The following is a 20,670-nucleotide window of genomic DNA, read 5'->3' on the forward strand; positions in this document are numbered from 1 at the left end:
TGCGGGCGTTCTATGGTTCATCCTGTGATCACGCCCCGGGCACTGCGCACTCGAGCGCGGTCGGCGGTTGCCGAGCTGGGCGGTGGGCCCTCGGCGGTGGCAGCGGTGATGCGCCGGGTGGTGATGGGCTTCGCCGAGGCGCGGGGGATGAGGGTCACCGATGCCGCGCTGGATGCGGCGGGGTTGCTGTCGCGCGCGGCTGACCATCCGACATCGGATCGTCTATTGTCGAACTATCTGTTCCCGGACGGGACCGGAGTGGATGATCTGGTTCTGGAGGAGATCGGTTACGTCTACGAGGCGCTGCTCGAGGTCTCCTCGCGCCGCGACAACGGAGCCCACTACACCCCGCCCGAGCTTGCCGACGAGGTCGTCGCCCACGCTCTGGAACCAGTCGCCTCCGCCGAGGTGGCCGTGGTCGACATCGCCGCCGGGACCGGTGTCTTCCTCATCGCCTCCGCCCGTTATCTGGCCTCCTCGTGCCAGCTGCCCGTGGCCGAGATCGTCACTCGCTGCCTCTACGGTGCCGACATCGACCCGGTCGCGGTCGACATCGCCAAGCTGTCCCTCTGGCTGCTCTGCGAGGACCCCTCGCTCCTGCTGACCTTCCTCGACGACCGGATCCTGTGCGGCAACTCGCTGGTCGGGCTCGTCGACGCCGACGAGCTGCCTTCCGGCCTCAGCGACCCGAAGGCCTACGCCGATGCCATGGTCGCGGTCGCGCTGCCGCTGGGAGGTCGGCCGGGGAGACGGCTGAGCGAGGCGTACGAATCGCTGGGCCGCTGCCGGCGCCTGCCTGTTCCCGCCGTCCGGCCGATCCACTGGGCGCTCGCCGCGCCCGAGGTGATGGCCCGCGGCGGGTTCGACGCGGTGGTCGGCAACCCGCCCTACCTCGGGGTGAAGCGGGTGCGGGACGCGATCGGCCAGGAGCTGAGGGACTACCTCGCGCACACGCTCGCCGCCGGCACGACGAGGCGGGCCGACTACGTCATCTACTTCCTGCTCCGGGCCGCCGCCCTCAGCCGCGGCGAGATCGGGCTGATCACGACCGACTCGATCAGCGAGGGGGACACCGCTCGCTTCGGCCTCGGCGCGCTCCTGGACCGCGGCTGGCAGGTCGCTCGGGCGGAGCGATCGGCCCCGTGGCCGACGGCGGGCGTGAGGTTCGCGAAGATCTGGCTCACCACCCGGCCGCTCGAGAGCGCGTGGCTCGACGGGCGCTCGGTTCCGGCGATCACCGGGACGCTCGAGGACGGCTTCTCGCTCCCGGAGCCGGCACGTCTGGATCTCGACGTCCCGCTGCCGCACGGCTATCAGGGCACCATCGTGCTCGGGCGCTCGCTCGTGCTGACCCCGGCCGAGGCTGAGGCGCTGGGACGGGGTCCGCTCGGCCGCACCGTGCGGCCCTATCTGAGCGGCGAGGACCTGGTGACGCCCTGCGGCTCGACCGCCTCCCGTTTCGTGCTCGACGTCGGCAAGCTGGGCCTCGAGGAGCTCGCCGAGGACCGCGCGCTCGCGCGCCGGGTGCGGTCGAAGGTACGCGCCGAGCGCCGCCGCCAGTTCGTGAAGTACCCCCAGCTCAAGGAGCGCTGGTGGGGTTTCCTCAGTCCTGTCGACGAGCTCTACCGCGACGCCGCCGGGCTCTCGCACGTCATCGCGTTCAGCAAGCACAGCAAGCACCTGTGGCCGGTCCTGGTCGGCGCCGACCACGTCTTCTCCAACGGGCTGGTCGTCTATCCGACGCAGGACGCGGCGGCGTACGCGTTCCTGGCCTCCGACCTCCACCGCGTCTGGGCGGTACGCGCCGGCGGCACCATGCTGAACACCGCCTACCGCTACAACCCCTCGCGTCTGCGGGCCACCTACCCGTTTCCCGCGGACCTCGGACCGCTCCGCCCGGCCGGCGTCGCGCTCCTCGTGGCCCTGGACCGGGTCGGCGAGGAGCGCCGGATCGGCATCACCGGCGTACTCAACCTCGTCGGTGACCCCGACACCCACGACCCCGCGACCACCGATCTCCGCCAGGCCATCGCCGACGTCAACCACGCCACCGCCCGCCTCCACGGCATCGACGAGTCCCTGGCCACCCCCGACCTGACGCCGGTCGGCTTCGGTCTCACCCCGCCCCGCCAGCGCGCCCTCATGGCCGCCCTGGTAGCCCAGAACCTAGCCCTAGCCGAATCCGCAGAAATGGCGGCCGAGAAGTGAGTTCCGGGCGCCGAGAACGCAGATGTGGGCGACGAAACTGAAGTTTCGTCGCCCACATCTGCATTCTCGGCCACCGCTCCTGCTGACTCGGCCGCCACAACTGCAGTTTCGGCTAGACGGGGGTCGCGGGGCCACCCTCGCCGGGAGCGGTGAAGTCGACGGTGCGCTTGGCGTTGGCGAGGGCGGTGACGGTGGCGGTGCCGATGGTGCCTTCGCGGTCGAAGACCTCGGCGGTGCCGACGGAGATGCCCTCGTGGGCGACGTGGTCGATGGTGGCGAGGCCGACCTCCATCCCGGCAGGTCTCCGGGCGAGGGCGAGCGAGATGTCGGTGTTGATCCACTCGACGCCGTTGCTGCCCCAGTTGGTGACCATCGAGGTGGCGTCGGCGATGGAGGCGACGGTCTGGAACGGGGTCATCGGCTCGCCGGCGACGGTGGGTACGGCGACCTGCCAGGTTACGTGTCGGCCGGCGTTCTGATGCTTGCCGAAGTCGTCGGACCAGGGGTTCTCGGAGACGAAGAAGGGGACGTGGGGCTCCGAGGTGGGCGGTGCCACCGAGAGCGGCGGGGGAGTGGCGCGCTCGGTCGCCGCCCAGACCTCACCGGCAGGGTTCTCGCCGGTGCGCAGGTAGGTGCAGGTCGCGCGGGCCACGACGACCTCCTCGCCCTCGCCGGAGGACTGGACCATCTCGGCGTCGAGGAGCGCGATGCGTGGCCCGTTGCGTACGACCCGCGTGCGGATCCGCGTCGGCACCATCCGCGGCGGTCGGAACAGGTCGACGTGGTAGCGCGAGGGCACCAGCTCGGCGGCGCGTCCGAGCTCCTCGATCTGGTCCTCGAGGCCGCGGGCGATCAGGCCGCTGGCGGCCACCCCGTGCATGTGGTCCTCGGCCCACATGCTGCGAGCCATCGGCGTAGGCTCGAAACCGTCATCGGTGCGCCGGAAGAATGCGAGATCCATGCGGACATTCTAGAACGTGTCCTAACTTCGGATTCAGTTGCGAAAACCGGTAAAGAGTAACGGTTCCGTCATCAAAAGCGCTCCAAAACCACGTACCATCACACCAAATGCAGCCCCGATCGAAGAGGATGACGATGAGCACCACGCCTCCCTACCAGGTGACCGACCCCGCAACGGGCGAGGTGATCGAGACCTTCCCGTTCGCCACCGACGCCGAGGTGGAGGAGGCGCTGGAGCGGTCCCAGAAGGCGTACGCTGCCTGGCGCTCGACCCCGATCGAGGAGCGTTCCGCGATCGTGAAGCGCGCCGCGGACCTCTTCACCGAGCGCGCCGCCGACCTCGGCAAGATCATCCGCACCGAGATGGGCAAGAAGGCCTCCTCGGGTGCCGGCGAGGCCGAGTTCTCCGGCGAGATCACCGCCTACTACGCAGACCACGGTCCCGACCTGCTCAAGGAGACCGACCTGCCGGGCCACGAGGGCAAGGCGGTCATCCAGCGCCTCCCGCTCGGCCCGGTGCTCGGCGTGATGCCGTGGAACTACCCCTACTACCAGGTGGCCCGCTTCGCCGCGCCCAACCTGGTCGCCGGCAACACCGTCATCCTCAAGCACGCCGAGAACTGCCCGCGCTCCTCGGCCGCGATCGCGAAGATCTTCGAGGAGGCCGGCCTGCCCGAGGGCGTCTACCAGAACCTCTACGCCACCCACGAGCAGATCGCCACCATGATCGCGGACCCGCGGGTCCGCGCGGTCTCCCTGACCGGCTCCGAGCGCGCCGGCACGGCCGTCGCCGAGGCCGCCGGTCGCCACCTGAAGAAGGTCGTCCTCGAGCTCGGCGGCTCCGACCCCTACATCATCCTCGACTCCGACGACATCGACGAGGCCGCCGAGACCGCATGGGCGACCCGGATGGAGAACGTCGGCCAGGTCTGCAACGGCAACAAGCGGATGATCGTGAACGAGGGCGTCTACGACGACTTCGTCGCGGCCCTGACCAAGCGCGCCGCCGCGATGACGCCGCTCGAGGGCGAGGACGGCGACGACACCGTCTACTCCCCGCTGGTGGCCCGCAAGGCCGCCGAGGCGCTGCGCGCACAGATCCAGGACGCCGTCGACAAGGGCGCCACGCTCCACGCCGGCGGCGAGATCTCCGACGGCCCGGACGCCTTCTTCGCTCCGGCCGTCCTCACCGGTGTCACCCCGCAGATGCGGGCCTACACCGAGGAGCTCTTCGGTCCGGTCGCCGTCGTCTACAAGGTGAGCACCGACGAGGAGGCCGTCGAGCTGGCCAACGCCGTGGAGTACGGCCTCGGCGGCGCCGTCTTCTCGACCGACGAGGCGCGTGCGATCGCCGTCGCCCAGCAGCTCGAGGTGGGCATGGCCAACGTCAACACGCCGGCCGGCGAGGGCGCCGACGTCCCCTTCGGTGGCACCAAGCGCTCCGGCTTCGGCCGCGAGCTCGGCCCGCTCGGGATCGACGAGTTCCTCAACAAGCGTCTGTTCTACGTCGAGCGCTGAGCAGACCCGGGCGAGCCCGCCGGATTCTGAGAGAATCCTGGGCGTGGCTGAGAAGGTGACCTTCAAGAGTACGTCCGGACCCATGCTGGCCGGTCTCATCGACCTGCCCGAGGGTGAGGTGCGTGGCTGGGGAGTGTTCAGCCACGGCTTCACCCTCGGCAAGGACTCTCCGGCCGCCGCGCGGATGTGCAAGCAGCTCGCCGCCGAGGGCATCGGGATGCTCCGCTTCGACAACCTCGGGCTCGGCGACTCCGAGGGGGACTGGGGCGACGGCTCCTTCACCCACAAGGTCGCCGACACCGTCGAGGCCACCCGCTTCATGGCCGAGCGCGGCACCCCGGCCGAGCTGCTCGTCGGCCATTCCTTCGGCGGCGCTGCCGTCCTGGCTGCGGCTCACGAGTCCGTCGGGGTCGACGCCGTGGCCACCGTCGGCGCCCCGTTCCAGCCGGCGCACGTCGAGCACAACTACGACGCGGTCCTCTCCCGGGTCTTCGAGGACGGCCAGGCGCCGTGGATGGCCGGCGGCAAGTCGCTGACCCTGCGCAAGCACTTCGTCCATGACGTACGCCGCGCGGACCTGCGCCAGAAGATCATGCAGCTCAAGAAGCCGCTCCTGGTCATGCACAGCCCCACCGACACCACGGTCGGCATCGAGAACGCCTCTGACATTTTCAACACCGCCCGCCACCCGCGGTCCTTCGTGGCGCTGGAGGGATCCGATCACCTACTCACGAAGAGGGGCCAGGCCCAGCGCGCTGCCCGGATCATCTCGGCCTGGGCCGATCAGTACCTGACCGACTGAGGCTCATCCGAGCCCTGTCCGACCCCGGTGTTTGATCAATTGACAGAAAACGCGGAACGAGACTTCCGCTAACCGGTGTGGGTGGGGTTACACTCGCTGCAAGCGCCCGGCTCGTGGACGTTCGTCGTGGGGACCGAACGGGTCACTGGCCCGGTCGATGAGGCGCCGATCGCGCGTATCCGCTGTTTTGAACGCGGTCGTCAGTCGTCTGCCATCGATCTGCGTGAGCCCTGGGAGGGCGACCGGCCGATGAGGGTCGGCATTTGGACATGCCACTCACCCGTGCGTGGCCCCAAGGAGGAATCAGTTGGCTCAGGGAGCCGCTACCCGGCGCAACAACCGGTCCGGCCGTTCGCGTAGCAACGGCAGTGCCGGCAAGTCCGGGCAGAACGGTCGCCGCAAGGGCGTCCACAGGGACAACGAGGGCATCATTCCGGTGCTCGCGCAGGTCGTCCGCGAGGTGGAGTCGGCGGTGCAGCGCCGCTCGGCCATGCCCGACGTACGGACCAAGTTCCAGGTCGTCGCGCTCCTCGCCCGAGACGAGCGCCACCGCGTGCTCGAGGACGAGACCCTCAACGAGGGCCGCCGCGCCGAGCAGCTCAAGCGCTTGGACGGGATCGCCACGATCCTGGCCAAGACCGCGACCATGGACTCGCGTCTGTTCGAGCTCCTCGCCGAGGACGCCGAGATCTCCGAGGCCGCCGTCGACCTCAAGCACGAGCTGATGGCCCGTGGTGGCGTCGACGTGCCGGAGGATGAGGAGGATGACGAGGACGAGACGCCCGCCGTCGCGGTCCCCGACAAGCGCGTGGTCCCGACGAGCGTCATCCAGCGCCAGCTCTCCAACCCGTTCCTGGTGCCCGACTTCACCAACGCGCGCCCGCCGGTGCACGCCCGCCGACTGTCCGGCTGGGAGCTCCTCGGGCCGCTGTTCCGAAGCTTCGAGTACGCCGACTCCGGGCCCTCCTGCATGCCGCTGCCCGAGCCGCCGGCCTACGGTCCCGGTCACATCGACGCGCCCGGCACCCGCGAGCTCATGCACCACCAGGCGCAGCTGGTCGCCTCGGCGGCCGAGGGCCACCGCACCTACCTGCTGGCCGACGAGCCCGGCCTCGGCAAGACCGCCCAGGCCCTGCTCGCGGCCGAGGCGGCCGACGCCTACCCGCTGCTCGTGGTCGTGCCCAACGTCGTCAAGGCCAACTGGGCGCGTGAGGTCAACCTCTGGACGCCGTCCAAGAAGGCGACCGTGGTGCACGGCAACGGCGAGGACATCGACGGGTTCGCCGACATCATCGTGGTCAACTACGAGATCCTCGACCGTCACGTCGGCTGGCTCGGCGAGTTCGGCTTCAAGGGCATGGTCGTGGACGAGGCCCACTTCATCAAGAACAAGTCCTCCCAGCGCTCCCAGCACGTGCTGGCCCTCTCGGAGAAGATTCGGCAGCGTACGGCCAACCCGCTGCTGATGGCGCTGACCGGCACCCCGCTGATCAACGACATCGAGGACTTCCGGGCGATCTGGCAGTTCCTCGGCTGGATCGACGACGTCAAGCCCCTCAACGGCCTGCTCGAGGGCCTCGAGGAGACCGGGCTGACCCCGCAGGACAACAGCTTCTACGGCGCCGCCCGCCGCGTCGTCGTCAACCAGGGCATCGTGCGCCGCCGCAAGATCGACGTCGCGAGCGACATCCCGGCCCGCCGCGTGGCCGACCTGCCGGTCGAGCTCGACGACGCCGAGGGCCGCTCGATCCGGGCCGCCGAGGCCGAGCTGGCCAAGCGGATGATGCAGCGCTACGACACCGCGATCGAGACCCGGGTGACCGGCGCCAAGCCGGCCCCCGGCGAGCTCGACCTCGAGCTGATCCGCCGCGTCGCCACCTGGGAGCGCGAGGACCAGGACGCCTCCACCGGCGAGAACGTCTTCGGCATGATGCGCCGCATCGGTCGCGCGAAGGCCTCGCTGGCCGCCGACTACGCCGCCCAGCTGGCGCGCAACGTCGGCAAGGTCGTCTTCTTCGCCAAGCACATCGAGGTGATGGACACCGCGCAGAAGCTCTTCGAGGAGCGCGGCATCCGCTACTCCACGATCCGCGGCGACCAGACCTCGAAGGCGCGCGAGAAGGCCATCGACGAGTTCATGAACGACCCCGAGGTCGAGGTGATCGTCTGCTCGCTCACCGCCGCCGGTGTCGGCGTCAACCTGCAGGCCGCCTCCAACCTGATCCTGGCCGAGCTCTCCTGGACCGACGCCGAGCAGACCCAGGCGATCGACCGCGTCCACCGCATCGGCCAGACCGAACCGGTCACCGCCTGGCGGATCATCGCCTCGCAGACCATCGACACCCGGATCGCCGAGCTGATCGACTCCAAGGCCGGCCTCGCGGCTCGTGCCCTGGACGGCTCCGACGAGGAGGTCACCGACTCCGCCGACGTGCAGCTCGAGGCCCTGGTCTCGCTGCTCACCGACGCCCTCCGCAAGCGCGAGTCCGGCCGCCGCGGCCGGCGCGCCGCCTGACGCCGACCCGGGACCCACCCGGGACTCATCCGGGCCCCATCTCAGGGAGAATCCTGAGGTGGGGCCTGGGTGGTGCGGCGTACGCTGGATCACATGTTCTGGATTATCTTGCTGGTCATCGCAGCGGCCGTCGGTGGATACGTGTTCCGGGTGCCGATCGTCGCCAAGCTGACCGGGCAGCCACGCAGCCGCATCGAGCGGCAGATCGGGCCGAAGGCCAAGCGCCTTCCCTGATCCGACCAGGAATCCGCACGGGGAATCCTCAGCGGGGCACGTGCGTTGAGACGTACGTGCCCGCCGATCCGGCGCGCAGCCACCCAGACCGGAAGTGAGAGCCCCATGTCCACCGTCGAGCTCGGCGCAGAGAACTTCGAGAGCACCGTCACCGACAACGAGATCGTCCTCGTCGACTTCTGGGCGTCCTGGTGCGGCCCGTGCCGCCAGTTCAGCCCGATCTATGACGCCGCTTCCGAGGAGCACCCCGAGATCGTCTTCGGGAAGGTCGACACCGAGGCCGAGCAGGCGCTCGCGGGTGCCGCCAACATCACCTCGATCCCGACGCTGATGGCCTTCAAGAAGGGCAACCTCGTCTTCTCCCAGCCCGGCGCGCTGCCCGCGCCCGCGCTCAAGCAGGTCATCGACGCGGTTGTCGACCTCGACATCGACAAGGCGCTGGCCGAGCAGGCTTCGAAGGAGTCCGGCGAGTAAGACTCGGTGTGGCCCCGTGGCTCACATCAGGTTTGATAGCGCTGTGACCGAACCCGACAGCGCCGCCCACGACGAGCTCCTGCGCCTGCGTGGCAGCATCGACAACCTCGACGCCGCTCTCGTCCACCTTCTCGCCGAGCGCTTCAAGTGCACCGAGCAGGTCGGCCGGCTGAAGGCGCGCGCGGGCTTTCCGCCGGCCGATCCCAGCCGCGAGGCGGTCCAGATCGAGCGACTCCGCCGGCTCTCCGACGACGCCGGTCTCGATCCCGAGTTCGCCGAGAAGATCCTCAACGTGATCATCGCCGAGGTGATCCGCAACCACCGCCAGTTCGTCGAGGACTGAGGGGCCGAGCCTCAGCCGACCACCCGGCCCAGCCAGGGGTTCCAGAACCGGCGGTCCGGGTCGAAGCGGCGTACGAGATCCCTGAAGTCGTCCCAGCGCGGGAACTCGTTCCCGGGGTTCTCGTTGGCGAAGAGCTTGCCCCAGTGCGGCCGGGTGCCCGGCGGAAGCCGCTGCTCCAGCTCGGGCAGGAGCTCACCTACACCGACAGGGTCGGCGTTCCAGGTGAAGTGCAGAGCCAGGACGTCGGTGCCGTACGCGGGGGAGAGCCACAGCTCGTCGGCGGCGACCGCGCGGATCTCGCCCACCTGCAGGAGCGGCCGGACCCGGTCGGCGAGCGAGCGGACGGCGTCGACCGCCTGCTGTGCGCGTTCGAGCGGCACCAGGTACTCGCTCTGCAGCTCCGCGCCGACGCTCGGCTGGAAGTCGAGGCGGAAGTGAGGCAGCCGCTCGTGCCACGGTCCCGGCACGCCGAGCTGCTCGGTGCACGGAGCCGGGTCGAGACCGGGGATGACGTGGGTCGGCCGGGTCGCGGGCACCGTCCCCGGGAGCTCCGGCGTCGTCGAGCGTGACTTCACCCAGACCTTGGCGACGGACCCGTCGGGCTCGTCGGCCCAACGGGTGAAGATCGACACCGAGTAGGCCGCGCTCAGAATCTCGGTGAGGTGTTCTCGCAGGTCAGCATAGGTGAGGCCCTCGTGGACCGTCTGCGTGACCTGGTAGGTCGGCGAGGTCAGCAGTTCGAGATGGGTCACGATCCCCAGGGCGCCGATACCGACCGCGGCCCCGGAGAAGTCGGGCGAGCCGGCCTCCAGGCGCACCAGATCGCCGCGGCCGTCGACGACCTCGAGCGCGGTCACCGAGGTCGCCAGCGAGCCGTTGCCGACCCCGGAACCATGAGTGCCGGTCGCGACCGCGCCGGCGACCGAGATGTGGGGGAGCGAGGCGAGGTTCGGCAGCGCCCGCCCGTGCTCCTGCAACCAGGCCGCGAGCTCGCCGTAGCGCATCCCGCCGGGCACCCGGACCACGTCCCCCGCCAGGCTCGGCGAGGGCTCCAGGCCGTCGAGCGAGACCAGCGCCCCCGAGGTGTCCGCGAGATCGGTGAAGGAGTGCCGAGAACCCAGCGCGCGCAGTCTCGGCTCGCGCAGCACGAGGTCGCGTACGTCATCCACGGAACGTGGTCGCACGATCTCGCGCGCGGTGTAGTCGTAGCTGCGGGCCCACGTCGATCCGGGGGCTTCGCGGGCAGGAGGCTCGGTGTGCATGGTCCGGATCGTAGCCGGGGACCAGCGTCGGCGCGTGTCTTCAGAAAACGTTATCGACAACGATTGACAAAGGTAGACGACTCTCGCCATCCTGGTCCTTGTCTGTGATGCTGATCACACCTTGCGCACCTGGAGGCACCGTGAAACTTCGTCACCTCGTCGTGACCGTGACCGCGGCGGCGACCGTCGCGGCCTCCGCGTCATCCATGGCCCAGGCCGAGCCACCTGGCTTCCGGCCCCCGCCCGACTCGCTTCGCTCCTACGCCTCCCAGATCGGTCTGCAGCTGGGTGTCGCCGCCAACCCCGAGGTGCTTGCGGACGAGGAGCTCGCCGGCATCGCCGCCGACGAGTTCTCCAGCATCACTCCCGAGAACGAGATGAAGTGGGAGTCTGTCGAGCCGACTCGTGGCAACTATGACTGGTCCGGCGCCGACGAGGTCGTCGACTTCGCCCGCGCCCACGGTCAGAAGGTGCGTGGCCATACCCTGCTCTGGCACAACCAGAACCCCGCCTGGCTGACGGAGGGCGTGAACAGCGGCGCGATCAGCAGCGTCGAGCTCCGCGCGATCCTCAAGAAGCACATCACCGACGAGGTCCGCCACTTCCGAGGCAAGGTCTACCAGTGGGACGTCGCCAACGAGTTCTTCGCCGACTCCTGGAGCCCTGAGCCGCTTCCCAACGGCATGAACGGCGACAACTTCTGGATCAAGCACCTCGGCACCGGGATCGTCGCCGACGCTTTCCGCTGGGCCCATGCCGCCGATCCCAAGGCCCAGCTGTTCTACAACGACTACAACATCGCCGGTGAGGACGGGGACAGCGCCAAGTCGACCGCGGTCTACACCTGGGCCAAGGACGTGATCGCCCAGGGTGTGCCGATCCACGGGATCGGCAACCAGGGCCATCTCGACACCCAGTACGGCTTCTCCGGCGAGCGGTTCCGCGCCGACCTGCAGCGCTACGCCGACCTGGGGCTGAAGGTCGCGGTCACCGAGGCCGACGTACGCACCTTCGTGGACTCCGCGGAGACTCAGGTTCCCACGGACGACCTGGCGCTCTTCGCCCATCCCTACGAGTTCTCGCAGATGCTCCAGGCCTGTCTCTCCGTACGCGCCTGCACCTCGTTCACGATCTGGGGCATCGACGACGCCCACTCCTGGGTACCGGGCTGGTTCGAAGGCCAGGGCTACGCACTGCTCTGGGACGTGAACCGGCAGCCCAAGGAGGCCTACACCACGCTGAAGCAGGATCTCCGGCTGGCCCTGGGCGCGCAACGCCGACGCTGAGGCAACCGAGCCACGCTTGGGTCATGGCGGCTCCGGGGCACCGGTGATCTACTGGAGACCGAGCAGATGGATCGACCTGAGCGAGGGTAGATGAGCGAGTACGCAGCAGAGGCAGACCTCGAGGAGCAGGCGACCGACGTCGTGGAGGAGACCGTCGACGACGAGGCGCCTCTGGACGCCGAGGAGACGGTGACCTCGACACCGGACGACGTCGACGAGGCCGACTACGCCGAGCAGAAGCTCGACGCGGGCGGCCTCGACGACGACTACGGCTACTGACCCGGTGGGGAGGCCCTAGGAGTTCTGCGGGAACCCCAGGTTGATCCCGCCGTGCGACGGGTCGAGCCACCGGGTGGTGACCGCCTTCTCGCGGGTGAAGAAGTCCAGCCCCGCGGGGCCGTACGCCTTCGCGTTCCCGAACAGCGACGCCTTCCAGCCGCCGAAGGAGTGGTAGGCGACGGGCACCGGGATCGGCACGTTCACGCCGACCATCCCGACCTGGACCTCACGCTGGAAGCGGCGGGCGGCGCCGCCGTCGTTGGTGAAGATCGCGGTGCCGTTGCCGAACTGACCGGAGTTGATCAGCTCCAGGCCCTCCTCGTAGCCGGAGACGCGGACGACCGAGAGCACCGGGCCGAAGATCTCCTCGGTGTAGACGGTCGACGTCGTCGGCACCCGGTCGACCAGCGTCGGTCCGACCCAGAACCCGTTCGGGTCACCGTCCACCTCGATCCCGCGACCGTCGACGACGACCTCGGCCCCGTCGGTGGCGGCCACGTCGACGTACGCAGCCACCTTGTCCCGGTGGGCGCCGGTGATGAGCGGTCCCATGTCGGTGCCACGGGTGCCGTCGCCGGTCTTGAGCGTGGCCATCCGCGAGGTGATCTTCGAGATCAGGCTGTCGGCCACCGAGTCGACCGCGAGCACCACCGAGATCGCCATGCAGCGCTCGCCGGCCGAGCCGAAGCCCGCGTTGACGGCCGAGTCGGCGACGAGGTCGAGGTCGGCGTCGGGCAGCACCAGCATGTGGTTCTTGGCGCCCCCGAGCGCCTGGACCCGCTTGCCGGCGGCGGTGCCGCGCTCGTAGACGTAGCGGGCGATCGGGGTGGAGCCGACGAAGGAGATCGAGGCGACGTCGGGGTTGTCGAGGAGCGCGTCGACCGCCTCCTTGTCGCCGTGCACGACGTTGTAGACACCGTCGGGAAGCCCAGCCTCGGACCACAGCTCCGCGATCCAGCTGGAAGCGGTCGGATCCTTCTCCGAGGGCTTGATCACGACCGCGTTGCCGGCGGCGATCGCGATCGGGAAGAACCACATCGGCACCATGGCGGGGAAGTTGAACGGGCTGATGATGCCCACCACGCCGAGCGGCTGCTTGAGCGTGGTCACGTCCACGCCAGTCGAGACCTGCTCGGAGACCGTGCCCTTGAGCAGGTGGGAGAGGCCGCAGGCGAACTCGACGACCTCGAGCCCGCGGGCGATCTCGCCGGCCGCGTCGGAGAGCACCTTGCCGTGCTCGGCGGTCAGGATCTCGGCGAGCTCGCCCTTGCGGGCGTTGAGCAGCTCGCGGAACTTGAAGAGCACGGCCGTACGTCGCGTGAGTGAGGTCTCGCTCCACTCTTCGAACGCCTTCTTGGCCGCGGAGACGGCGGTGTCGACGTCGGCGGCCGCGGCGAAGCGTACGCGCTTCTGAACGGTGCCGAGCGCGGGGTTGTAGACGTCGCCGAGACGGGTGCCGGTGCCGGGGTTGGTGGCCCCGCCGATCCAGTGGTCGAGGATGGGGAGGTCGGTCATGTCATGCGTCCTTCTCAGAGCTGTTACAGCGAGCCGAGCACGTCGTCGTAGATCGAGATCGCCTCGGCGACCTCGTCGGGAGTGACGACGCACGGGGGCACCACGTGGATGCGGTTTTCCATGGTGAACGGGATCAGGTTGCGGGCGATGAGGTCGGACTTGATCCGGCCCATCGTCGCGGCCGGCAGCGGCTCCCGCGTCTCGCGGTCGGCGACGAGCTCGAGGGCCCAGAAGACCCCGGTGCCGCGCACCTCGCCGATCACGTCGTGCTTCTCGGCCAGCGCGGCGAGGCCGGGGGCGATGTGGTCGGTGCCGATGGTCGCGGCGTTGTCGACGATGCCCTCCTCGTTCATCGCCTCGATGGTCGCCACGATCGACGCCATCGCGAGCGGGTGGCCGGAGTAGGTGAGGCCGCCGGGGAAAACCTGGTCGTCGAAGGTCGCCGCGACCGGGTCGGAGATGATCACCCCGCCTGCGGGTACGTAGCCGGAGTTGACTCCCTTGGCGAAGGTGATCAGGTCGGGGACGACGTCGTAGGCGTCCAGGGCCAGCCACTCGCCGGTGCGACCGAAGCCGGCCATGACCTCGTCGAGGATGAGCATGATCCCGAACTCGTCGGCCAGCGCCCGGACCCCGGGGAGGTAGCCCGGGGGCGGGATCATGATCCCGGCGGTGCCGGGGATGGTCTCGAGAAGGAGCGCCGCGATCGAGGCCGGCCCCTCGGACTCGATGACCCGGCGCAGGTGGTGCAGGGCGCGCTCGGCCTCCTGCTCGGGCGTGGTCGACCAGAACTCCGAGCGGTAGAGGTAGGGGCCGAAGAAGTGGACGTGACCGCGGGCGTACTCGTTCGGGATCCGTCGCCAGTCGCCCGTCGCGACGATCGCCGAACCGGTGTTGCCGTGGTAGGAGCGGTAGGTCGAGAGCACCTTGTCGCGGCCGGTGTGGATGCGCGCCATCCGGATCGCGTTCTCGACCGCGTCGGCGCCGGCGTTGGTGAAGAAGACCTTGTTGAAGCCCACCGGCGCGATGTCGGTGATCCGCTCGGCGGCCTCGCCGCGGACCAGGTTGGCCGTCGTCGGCGCGATCGTGGTCAGCGTCTCGGCCTGCTTCTTGATCGCCTCCACCACCCGCGGGTGCTGGTGGCCGATGTTGGTGTTGACCAGCTGGGAGGAGAAGTCCAGGTAGGTGTGCCCGGAGTCGTCCCACACCCGCGAGCCCTGCCCGCCGGCGATGACGAGCGGTTTCAGCGACCCCTGGGCGGACCAGGAGTGGAAGACGTGGGCTCGGTCGAGGTCGTAGGCGCGGGCGTCGCTGGCGCTGGTCAAGGCTGTCCCCTGGGGTGCGTGGATGGACATGGATCTGGCTCCTCACTCTACGCCGGGAGCAACGGGGTCGCCGCTGATCCGAAATACTGATTACGACGGTATATCAGGACAACGGCTACGTTTTCGTTACATTCCCACGCCTAGATCAACGAAATCGCGTGCTCATGCCTTCGCGGTCACCGGGCGGTTCACTCGCGGGATCACCAGATCTCCGTACGCCGCCAGGGTCTGGTCCATCGCGTCGTGCTGCAGGTAGACGGCGAACTGGTCGACGCCGAGACTCGTGAGCTGGTCGAGCTTGGCGACCTGCTCCTCGACCGAGCCGAGGAGGCAGAACCGGTCGACGATCTCGTCCGGGACGAACTGGGTGTGCGTGTTTTCGGCCCGGCCGTGCTCGTTGTAGTCGTAGCCCTCGCGGCCCGCGATGTAGTCGGTGAGTGCCTGCGGGACCGCGCCGCTTCCGTACTTGGCGACGATGTCGGCGACGTGGTTGCCCACCATCCCGCCGAACCACCGGCACTGCTCGCGGGCATGGTCCAGGGCCGCGAGCGAGCCGTCGGTGACGTACGCAGGCGCGGCCACGCAGAACGTCAGCGACTCCGGGTCGCGGCCGGCGTCACTGGCCGCCTTCTTGACCGCCCCGATCATCCACTCGGTGATGTCGGGATCGGCCAGCTGCAGGATGAACCCGTCGCCGACCTCGCCGGCCGCCTTCAGCGCGAGCGGACCGTAGGCGGCGATCCACACCTCCAGCTCGGAGCGCTTGGCCCACGGGAACTGCAGCGTGGTGCCGTTGACCTCGACCGGCCGCCGGTTCGCGAGCTCGCGGATAACCCGGGTGGCCTCGCGCATCTCCTTGATCGTCGACGGCTTCCCGTTGAGCACCCGCACCGCGGAGTCGCCGCGACCCATCCCGCACACGGTGCGGTTGCCGTACATCTCGTTCAGGGTCGCGAAGACCGACGCCGTCACCGTCCAGTCGCGGGTCGCCGGGTTGGTGACGAACGGGCCGACCTTGATCGTGCGAGTCTCGGCGAGGATCTGGCTGTAGATGACGTACGGCTCCATCCACAGCAGGTGGCTGTCGAACGTCCAGACGTAGTCGAAGCCGTACGCCTCGGCCTGCTTCGCCAGCGAGACGACCCGCCAGGCGGGCGGGTTGGTCTGGAGGACGACACCGAAGTCCATGACGTCACACCAGGTACTGGGAGAGGTCGCGCTTGAGGTAGCTGCCGTGGCCCTTGGTGCCCTGGAACTCGCCGTCGGCGACGACGACGGACCCGCGGGAGAGGACCACGTCGACGTGGCCGTCGATCTCGTAGCCCTCCCAGGCGGAGTGGTCCATGTTCATGTGATGGGTCTTGCCTTCCCCGACACCGATGGAGGTGTGGCCGGCGGGGTCGTAGACGACGATGTCGGCGTCGGCGCCCGGAGCGATGACGCCCTTGCGGCCGTAGAGGCCGAACATCCGCGCCGGTGTGGTCGCGATCAGCTCCACCCACCGCTCGAGCGTGATCTGCCCGGTCACCACGCCCTGGTAGAGCAGGTCGACGCGGTGCTCGATCGACCCGATTCCGTTGGGGATGGCCCGGAAGTCGTCCTTGCCGAGCTCCTTCTGCTCCTTCATGCAGAAGGGGCAGTGGTCGGTGGAGACCATCTGCAGGTCGTTGGTGCGCAGCGCCTGCCACATCGCATCCTGGTGGCCCTCCGCGCGCGAGCGCAGCGGCGTCGAGCAGACCCACTTGGCGCCCTCGAAGTCGCCCCACTCCTCCGACCTCGCGCCGAGCTGCTCCTCGAGGGAGAGGTAGAGATACTGCGGGCAGGTCTCTCCGAAGACGTTCTTCCCGTGGTCGCGCGCTGCGGCCAGCTGCGCGACCGCCTGCTTGGCGCTGACGTGCACCACGTAGAGCGGAGCGCCGGTCACGTCGGCGAGCATGATCGCCCGGTGAGTGGCCTCCTCCTCCATCTGCCAGGCACGCGCGATGCCGTGGTAGTAGGGGCTTGTCCTGCCCGATTCGGCCAGCTGCGCGGCGAGCACGTCGATGGCCGGTCCGTTCTCCGCGTGCATCATGGTCAGCAGCCCGTGGTCGGTCGCCTTCTGCATCGCCCGCAGCACCTGCGCGTCGTCGGAGTAGAAGACGCCCGGGTAGGCCATGAACAGCTTGTACGAGGTGATCCCCTCGTCCACGAGCGAGTCCATCGCCTTGAGCGCGTCGTCGTCGACCCCGCCGATGATCTGGTGGAAGCCGTAGTCGATCGCACAGTTGCCGGCCGCCAGCTCGTGCCAGCGAGCCAACCCGTCCTGTACGCGTTCGCCGTAGCGCTGCACCGCGAAGTCGATGATCGTCGTGGTGCCGCCCCAGGCCGCCGCCCGGGTGCCGGTCTCGAAGGTGTCGGAGGCGTTGGTGCCGCCGAACGGCAGCTGCATGTGGGTGTGGGCGTCGACGCCGCCGGGGATGACGTACTTCCCGGTCGCGTCGATCGTCCGATCGGCCCGGATCGTGCCGAGTGGAGTGGCGCCGGGGGAGATGAGCGCGACGATCTTCTCGTCGTCGACGAGCAGGTCTGCCTGGGTGCGGCCGGTCGCGGAGACGACCGTGCCGCCCGTGATGAGCGTGGTGGTCATGCGGCCTCCTCAGGGTCGGGGGATCGCGGTGTACGAATCGGGCCGCCGGTCGCGGTAGAACTGCCAGTCGTCGCGCATCTCCTGGACCATGTTCATGTCCAGGTCGCGGACGAGCAGCTCCTCCTTCTCGCCCGAGCCGAGCTCGCCGACGTAGTTGCCGCGGGGGTCGACGACCTGCGACATCCCGTAGAAGTTGACCGCCTCGGCGCCGTACTCGTTGTCCTCCAGGCCGACCCGGTTGGGGGCGAGCACGAAGTAGCCGTTGGCGACCGCGGCGGCGGGCTGCTCGATCTCCCACAGTCGGTTGGAGAGCCCGGGTTTGGTGGCGTTGGGGTTGAAGACCATGTGGGCGCCGTTGAGCCCGAGCTCGCGCCAGCCCTCGGGGAAGTGGCGGTCGTAGCAGATGTACATCCCCACCTTGCCGACCGCGGACTCGAAGACCGGATAGCCCATGTTGCCGGGGCGGAAGTAGAACTTCTCCCAGAACTTCTCGACGTGGGGCAGATGGTTCTTCCGGTACTTGCCGAGGATCGTGCCGTCGGCGTCGACCAGCACGGCGGTGTTGTAGTAGATCCCGGTGTCGGCCTCCTCGTAGATCGGCAGCACCATCACGATGCCCAGCTCCTTGGCCAGGCTCGCGAAACGCTGCACGATCGGTCCGTCGGCCGGCTCGGCGTAGCGGTAGTACTTCTTGTCCTGGGTGATCCCGAAGTAGGGCCCGTAGAAGAGCTCCTGGAAGCACATCACCTGGGCGCCCTGCGCGGCGGCGTCACGCGCGAAGCCCTCGTGCTTGTCCAGCATCGAGGCCTTGTCCCCGGTCCAGGTGGTCTGGCTGATTGCGGCTCTGACGATGGTCATCCGACTACCTCCCTCTTCAATACAAGCACGCCGCCGCGGCCCGTGGGGCCACGACGGCATTTTTGCCTGGAACGAGGAGGTGCTTGAAAGTCTCTTGTGCTAGACGGCGGTGGCCGGATGACGTACGACGACATGCTCGACGGCCCTGGCGAGCTCCTCGCGGAGCTCGGGCGCGAGCTGGGGGCAGTCGACCGAGAGGAACAGCTCCATCGCGGACCGGGTCGCGCGGGCACGCTCGCTGGGCGTTCCCTCGGAAAGGGTCGGCGCGATCTCGGCGAGGTGGGCGCTGGTCTCGACCACGGTGTTGCAGTCGTGCGGGGTGAGTGGGGCGCGGGCCTCCCGGCCGGCGCGGACGAGGACGCTGAGAACCTCCACCTTGGCGGCGGTGGTCAGTGACATAGCGCTCCTCGACGAGTCGAACAGATGCGACCCCACACCGTCCGCGTTGTGCGACGACATGTATCTCCTCGGTGGGACGTGTGCCTCCCCGAGGCACTCTCGTCCACTCCAACGAGCAGGGGAAGGGATCGGTGACGCCCTTGGGTGCTTTGTAACTCACCTGTGGGCGAACCCGTGAGTAGCCTATAGAAACTAGGGACCTGGTGTTGCAGATCGCCTTGCCTGGGACGACCCGGCACAATTGAGCCCATGAGTTCTCCTGGGGGCGCCGGCATCGGCGGCCTGATGGTCGAGACCGAGGCCGATGTCATACGCCGCCAGGCACTGCGGCGCATGCGCATCGTCGCCACCGGGCTCCTGGTCGTGGCCGCCATCGTCTATCTCCTGACCCTTCGGCTGGACGGGTTCTGGGGCTTCGTGAACGCCGGTGCCGAGGCGTCCATGGTCGGCGCGATGGCCGACTGGTTCGCGGTCACCGCGCTGTTCCGTCACCCGCTGGGGCTGCCGGTGCCGCACACCGCGCTGATCCCGAAGCGCAAGGACGAGCTCGGCGCCAGCCTGGAGGAGTTCGTCCAGGACAACTTCCTGCAGGAGGAGACCATCCGCGAGCGGCTCGGTGTCGCGATGCCGTCCCTGCGGCTCGCGCTGTGGCTCTCCGAGGAACCCAACGCCAAGCGGGTCGTCGACGAGGTCTCCACCGTGGTCGCCGACGGGCTCTCCCGGATCAGCAACCGGCACATCGTCGAGATCATCCAGGACGGGTTCGTACCCCGACTGCGCGAGGAGCAGATCGCCCCGCTCATCGGCGGCACGCTGCAGGCGGCACTGGACGACGGCGTACACCACGGGCTGGTCGACCTCGCGCTCGTCGAGCTGCACGGCTGGCTCGAGGAGAACGAGGAGATCGTCACCGAAGTCCTCGGCGAGCGGGCGCCCTGGTGGACGCCGCAGGTGCTGCGTGAGCCGGTGACCGCCCGCATCCATGTCGAGCTGGTCCGCTGGATCGCCGACATCCGCGACGACCCCGAGCACCGCGCCCGCAAGGCGATCGACGCCATGCTCGCCGATCTCGCCGACAACCTGCAGCACGACGAGGCGACCATGGAGCGTGCCGAGCGGCTCAAGGAGCGCGTGCTCGACCACCCCGGCGTCATCGACACCGCCATCTCCATCTGGGACGCGCTCCGCCGCGCCCTGACCACCTCCCTGCGCGACCCCGACGGCGTCGTCCGCCGCCGCGCCCTGGACGAGGTCGTCCGCTACGCCCAGAAGGTGGTCCTCGACGAGACCCTCCAGCGCCGCTACGACGCGCTCGCCTCCGACGTGGCCGTCTACGTCGTCAAGCGCTACGGCCGCGAGGCGACCACCGTCATCACCCACACCATCCAGCGCTGGGACGGCAAGCAGGCCGCCCGCCGCATCGAGCTCTTCGTCGGCCGCGACCTGCAGTTCATCCGCATCAACGGCACCATCGTCGGTGGCCTCGTCGGCGTCATCATCCACACCGTCGCCGTCCTGGTCGGGTGACCCACCGACGCCGAGGCGTCAGGTACGTCGGCCGAGACGTCACGTACGTCGGCCGAGATGCCATCTCCTGCCAAGTCGGCCGACCGCAGCGACGTCTCGGCCGACGCGGGTGACGTCTCGGCCGATATTTGTGACGTCTCGGCGGGCGGGGGAGGATGGCGGGGTGAGCGAGCCGTTCGACGTACCCATCACCGACGAGGTCATCCGCCTCGGTCAGTTCATGAAGCTGGCCAACCTGGTGGAGACCGGGTCCGAGGCGCGGCCGGCGATCACCGCCGGCGAGGTGAAGGTCAACGGTGAGACCGAGCTGCGCCGCGGCCGCCAGCTCCGCGTCGGCGACGTGGTGGAGTACGCCGGCCAGGCAGCCAGGGTCGCCGACGACGCCGACTTCGAGGTCCCCTGGTAGCCCTCGGCCGAGTCGGTGGTTCCGGCGAGCCGAGACTGTAGTTCCGGAGACCGAAAAGTGAGTTGAGTCCCGACCGGATGACGGTGACCTTGGGGCGCTTGGCCATCACCCCCACCTCCCCACCGGGTTGGTG

Annotated in this window: 19 protein-coding genes; 11 read left to right on the plus strand and 8 right to left on the minus strand. The window is 69.0% G+C overall.

Annotated features, from left to right (window positions below; genetic code table 11):
- Positions 1 to 24 precede the first annotated feature (24 nt).
- On the plus strand, positions 25 to 2,208 hold the full coding sequence (locus tag ABZ796_RS04240; RefSeq protein WP_357334861.1) for a DNA methyltransferase: 2,184 nt from the start codon (positions 25 to 27) through the stop codon (positions 2,206 to 2,208).
- A gap of 112 nt (positions 2,209 to 2,320) precedes the next feature.
- Here the strand turns inward: ABZ796_RS04240 and ABZ796_RS04245 are convergent, their stop codons facing one another.
- A complete protein-coding gene (locus ABZ796_RS04245) occupies positions 2,321 to 3,169 on the minus strand; it encodes an acyl-CoA thioesterase domain-containing protein (RefSeq protein WP_357334862.1) in 849 nt (282 codons plus the stop codon).
- 134 nt (positions 3,170 to 3,303) lie between these two features.
- On the opposite strand from ABZ796_RS04245, the gene ABZ796_RS04250 reads away from it, so the two are divergent.
- The 6 genes from ABZ796_RS04250 (at position 3,304) to ABZ796_RS04275 (ending at position 9,054) form a co-directional block, all read left to right on the plus strand.
- Entirely contained in the window at positions 3,304 to 4,686 is a 1,383-nt protein-coding gene (locus tag ABZ796_RS04250; RefSeq protein WP_357334864.1) for an NAD-dependent succinate-semialdehyde dehydrogenase, read from the plus strand.
- Between the two features lie 43 nt (positions 4,687 to 4,729).
- Entirely contained in the window at positions 4,730 to 5,488 is a 759-nt protein-coding gene (locus ABZ796_RS04255; protein WP_357334866.1) for an alpha/beta fold hydrolase, read from the plus strand.
- A 307-nt stretch (positions 5,489 to 5,795) separates the two neighbouring features.
- Positions 5,796 to 8,003 (plus strand): DEAD/DEAH box helicase, encoded by a 2,208-nt coding sequence (locus tag ABZ796_RS04260; RefSeq protein ID WP_357334868.1) that lies wholly within the window; start codon positions 5,796 to 5,798, stop codon positions 8,001 to 8,003.
- A gap of 93 nt (positions 8,004 to 8,096) precedes the next feature.
- Entirely contained in the window at positions 8,097 to 8,237 is a 141-nt protein-coding gene (locus tag ABZ796_RS04265; RefSeq protein ID WP_350659602.1) for a hypothetical protein, read from the plus strand.
- A 105-nt stretch (positions 8,238 to 8,342) separates the two neighbouring features.
- Entirely contained in the window at positions 8,343 to 8,711 is a 369-nt protein-coding gene (gene trxA / locus ABZ796_RS04270) for a thioredoxin (RefSeq protein WP_357334870.1), read from the plus strand.
- 43 nt (positions 8,712 to 8,754) lie between these two features.
- On the plus strand, positions 8,755 to 9,054 hold the full coding sequence (locus ABZ796_RS04275) for a chorismate mutase (protein WP_141803040.1): 300 nt from the start codon (positions 8,755 to 8,757) through the stop codon (positions 9,052 to 9,054).
- Positions 9,055 to 9,065: 11 nt separating this feature from the next.
- Here the strand turns inward: ABZ796_RS04275 and ABZ796_RS04280 are convergent, their stop codons facing one another.
- On the minus strand, positions 9,066 to 10,316 hold the full coding sequence (locus ABZ796_RS04280; protein ID WP_357334872.1) for an FAD-binding protein: 1,251 nt from the start codon (positions 10,314 to 10,316) through the stop codon (positions 9,066 to 9,068).
- A gap of 140 nt (positions 10,317 to 10,456) precedes the next feature.
- On the opposite strand from ABZ796_RS04280, the gene ABZ796_RS04285 reads away from it, so the two are divergent.
- Together ABZ796_RS04285 and ABZ796_RS04290 are read left to right on the plus strand one after the other, a co-directional pair.
- Positions 10,457 to 11,602 (plus strand): endo-1,4-beta-xylanase, encoded by a 1,146-nt coding sequence (locus ABZ796_RS04285; RefSeq protein WP_357334874.1) that lies wholly within the window; start codon positions 10,457 to 10,459, stop codon positions 11,600 to 11,602.
- 90 nt (positions 11,603 to 11,692) lie between these two features.
- The gene (locus tag ABZ796_RS04290) at positions 11,693 to 11,881 is read left to right on the plus strand and encodes a hypothetical protein (RefSeq protein ID WP_357334875.1); all 189 of its coding nucleotides are present in this window, start codon (positions 11,693 to 11,695) and stop codon (positions 11,879 to 11,881) included.
- Positions 11,882 to 11,896: 15 nt separating this feature from the next.
- Here ABZ796_RS04290 and ABZ796_RS04295 read toward each other — a convergent pair whose 3' ends face one another.
- From ABZ796_RS04295 to ABZ796_RS04320, 6 genes are all read right to left on the minus strand, one after another.
- Positions 11,897 to 13,396: a CoA-acylating methylmalonate-semialdehyde dehydrogenase gene (locus ABZ796_RS04295; protein WP_357334877.1), complete on the minus strand. Its 1,500-nt coding sequence runs from the start codon at positions 13,394 to 13,396 to the stop codon at positions 11,897 to 11,899.
- A gap of 23 nt (positions 13,397 to 13,419) precedes the next feature.
- Positions 13,420 to 14,751, minus strand: a complete 1,332-nt coding sequence (locus ABZ796_RS04300; protein ID WP_357334879.1) for an aspartate aminotransferase family protein — start codon at positions 14,749 to 14,751, stop codon at positions 13,420 to 13,422.
- A 132-nt stretch (positions 14,752 to 14,883) separates the two neighbouring features.
- Positions 14,884 to 15,909: a TIGR03842 family LLM class F420-dependent oxidoreductase gene (locus tag ABZ796_RS04305; RefSeq protein WP_357334881.1), complete on the minus strand. Its 1,026-nt coding sequence runs from the start codon at positions 15,907 to 15,909 to the stop codon at positions 14,884 to 14,886.
- 4 nt (positions 15,910 to 15,913) lie between these two features.
- Positions 15,914 to 17,347, minus strand: a complete 1,434-nt coding sequence (gene hydA / locus ABZ796_RS04310) for a dihydropyrimidinase (protein WP_357334883.1) — start codon at positions 17,345 to 17,347, stop codon at positions 15,914 to 15,916.
- 9 nt (positions 17,348 to 17,356) lie between these two features.
- Positions 17,357 to 18,205 carry a nitrilase-related carbon-nitrogen hydrolase gene (locus tag ABZ796_RS04315; RefSeq protein WP_357334885.1) on the minus strand — a complete coding sequence of 283 codons (849 nt, stop codon included), beginning with the start codon at positions 18,203 to 18,205 and terminating at the stop codon, positions 17,357 to 17,359.
- 99 nt (positions 18,206 to 18,304) lie between these two features.
- The gene (locus ABZ796_RS04320) at positions 18,305 to 18,604 is read right to left on the minus strand and encodes a hypothetical protein (RefSeq protein ID WP_357334887.1); all 300 of its coding nucleotides are present in this window, start codon (positions 18,602 to 18,604) and stop codon (positions 18,305 to 18,307) included.
- 249 nt (positions 18,605 to 18,853) lie between these two features.
- On the opposite strand from ABZ796_RS04320, the gene ABZ796_RS04325 reads away from it, so the two are divergent.
- Both ABZ796_RS04325 and ABZ796_RS04330 read left to right on the plus strand, forming a co-directional pair.
- Positions 18,854 to 20,131 (plus strand): DUF445 domain-containing protein, encoded by a 1,278-nt coding sequence (locus ABZ796_RS04325; RefSeq protein WP_357334888.1) that lies wholly within the window; start codon positions 18,854 to 18,856, stop codon positions 20,129 to 20,131.
- A gap of 163 nt (positions 20,132 to 20,294) precedes the next feature.
- Positions 20,295 to 20,537, plus strand: coding sequence for an RNA-binding S4 domain-containing protein (locus ABZ796_RS04330; protein ID WP_357334890.1), 243 nt, complete (start codon positions 20,295 to 20,297; stop codon positions 20,535 to 20,537).
- Positions 20,538 to 20,670 lie beyond the last annotated feature (133 nt).

Origin of the sequence: Nocardioides sp. NPDC047086 (genome assembly GCF_040643685.1) — a bacterium.
GTDB lineage: Bacteria > Actinomycetota > Actinomycetes > Propionibacteriales > Nocardioidaceae > Nocardioides.

Bases quoted from the DNA above. Each gene is read 5' to 3' on its own strand.
- ABZ796_RS04245 (WP_357334862.1), bottom strand. From the start codon at position 3,169: ATGGATCTCGCATTCTTCCGGCGCACCGATGACGGTTTCGAGCCTACG.
- ABZ796_RS04250 (WP_357334864.1), top strand. From the start codon at position 3,304: ATGAGCACCACGCCTCCCTACCAGGTGACCGACCCCGCAACGGGCGAG.
- ABZ796_RS04265 (WP_350659602.1), top strand. From the start codon at position 8,097: ATGTTCTGGATTATCTTGCTGGTCATCGCAGCGGCCGTCGGTGGATAC.
- trxA (WP_357334870.1), top strand. From the start codon at position 8,343: ATGTCCACCGTCGAGCTCGGCGCAGAGAACTTCGAGAGCACCGTCACC.
- ABZ796_RS04280 (WP_357334872.1), bottom strand. From the start codon at position 10,316: ATGCACACCGAGCCTCCTGCCCGCGAAGCCCCCGGATCGACGTGGGCC.
- ABZ796_RS04290 (WP_357334875.1), top strand. From the start codon at position 11,693: ATGAGCGAGTACGCAGCAGAGGCAGACCTCGAGGAGCAGGCGACCGAC.
- ABZ796_RS04295 (WP_357334877.1), bottom strand. From the start codon at position 13,396: ATGACCGACCTCCCCATCCTCGACCACTGGATCGGCGGGGCCACCAAC.
- ABZ796_RS04300 (WP_357334879.1), bottom strand. From the start codon at position 14,751: ATGTCCATCCACGCACCCCAGGGGACAGCCTTGACCAGCGCCAGCGAC.
- ABZ796_RS04305 (WP_357334881.1), bottom strand. From the start codon at position 15,909: ATGGACTTCGGTGTCGTCCTCCAGACCAACCCGCCCGCCTGGCGGGTC.
- hydA (WP_357334883.1), bottom strand. From the start codon at position 17,347: ATGACCACCACGCTCATCACGGGCGGCACGGTCGTCTCCGCGACCGGC.
- ABZ796_RS04315 (WP_357334885.1), bottom strand. From the start codon at position 18,205: ATGACCATCGTCAGAGCCGCAATCAGCCAGACCACCTGGACCGGGGAC.
- ABZ796_RS04320 (WP_357334887.1), bottom strand. From the start codon at position 18,604: ATGTCACTGACCACCGCCGCCAAGGTGGAGGTTCTCAGCGTCCTCGTC.
- ABZ796_RS04325 (WP_357334888.1), top strand. From the start codon at position 18,854: ATGAGTTCTCCTGGGGGCGCCGGCATCGGCGGCCTGATGGTCGAGACC.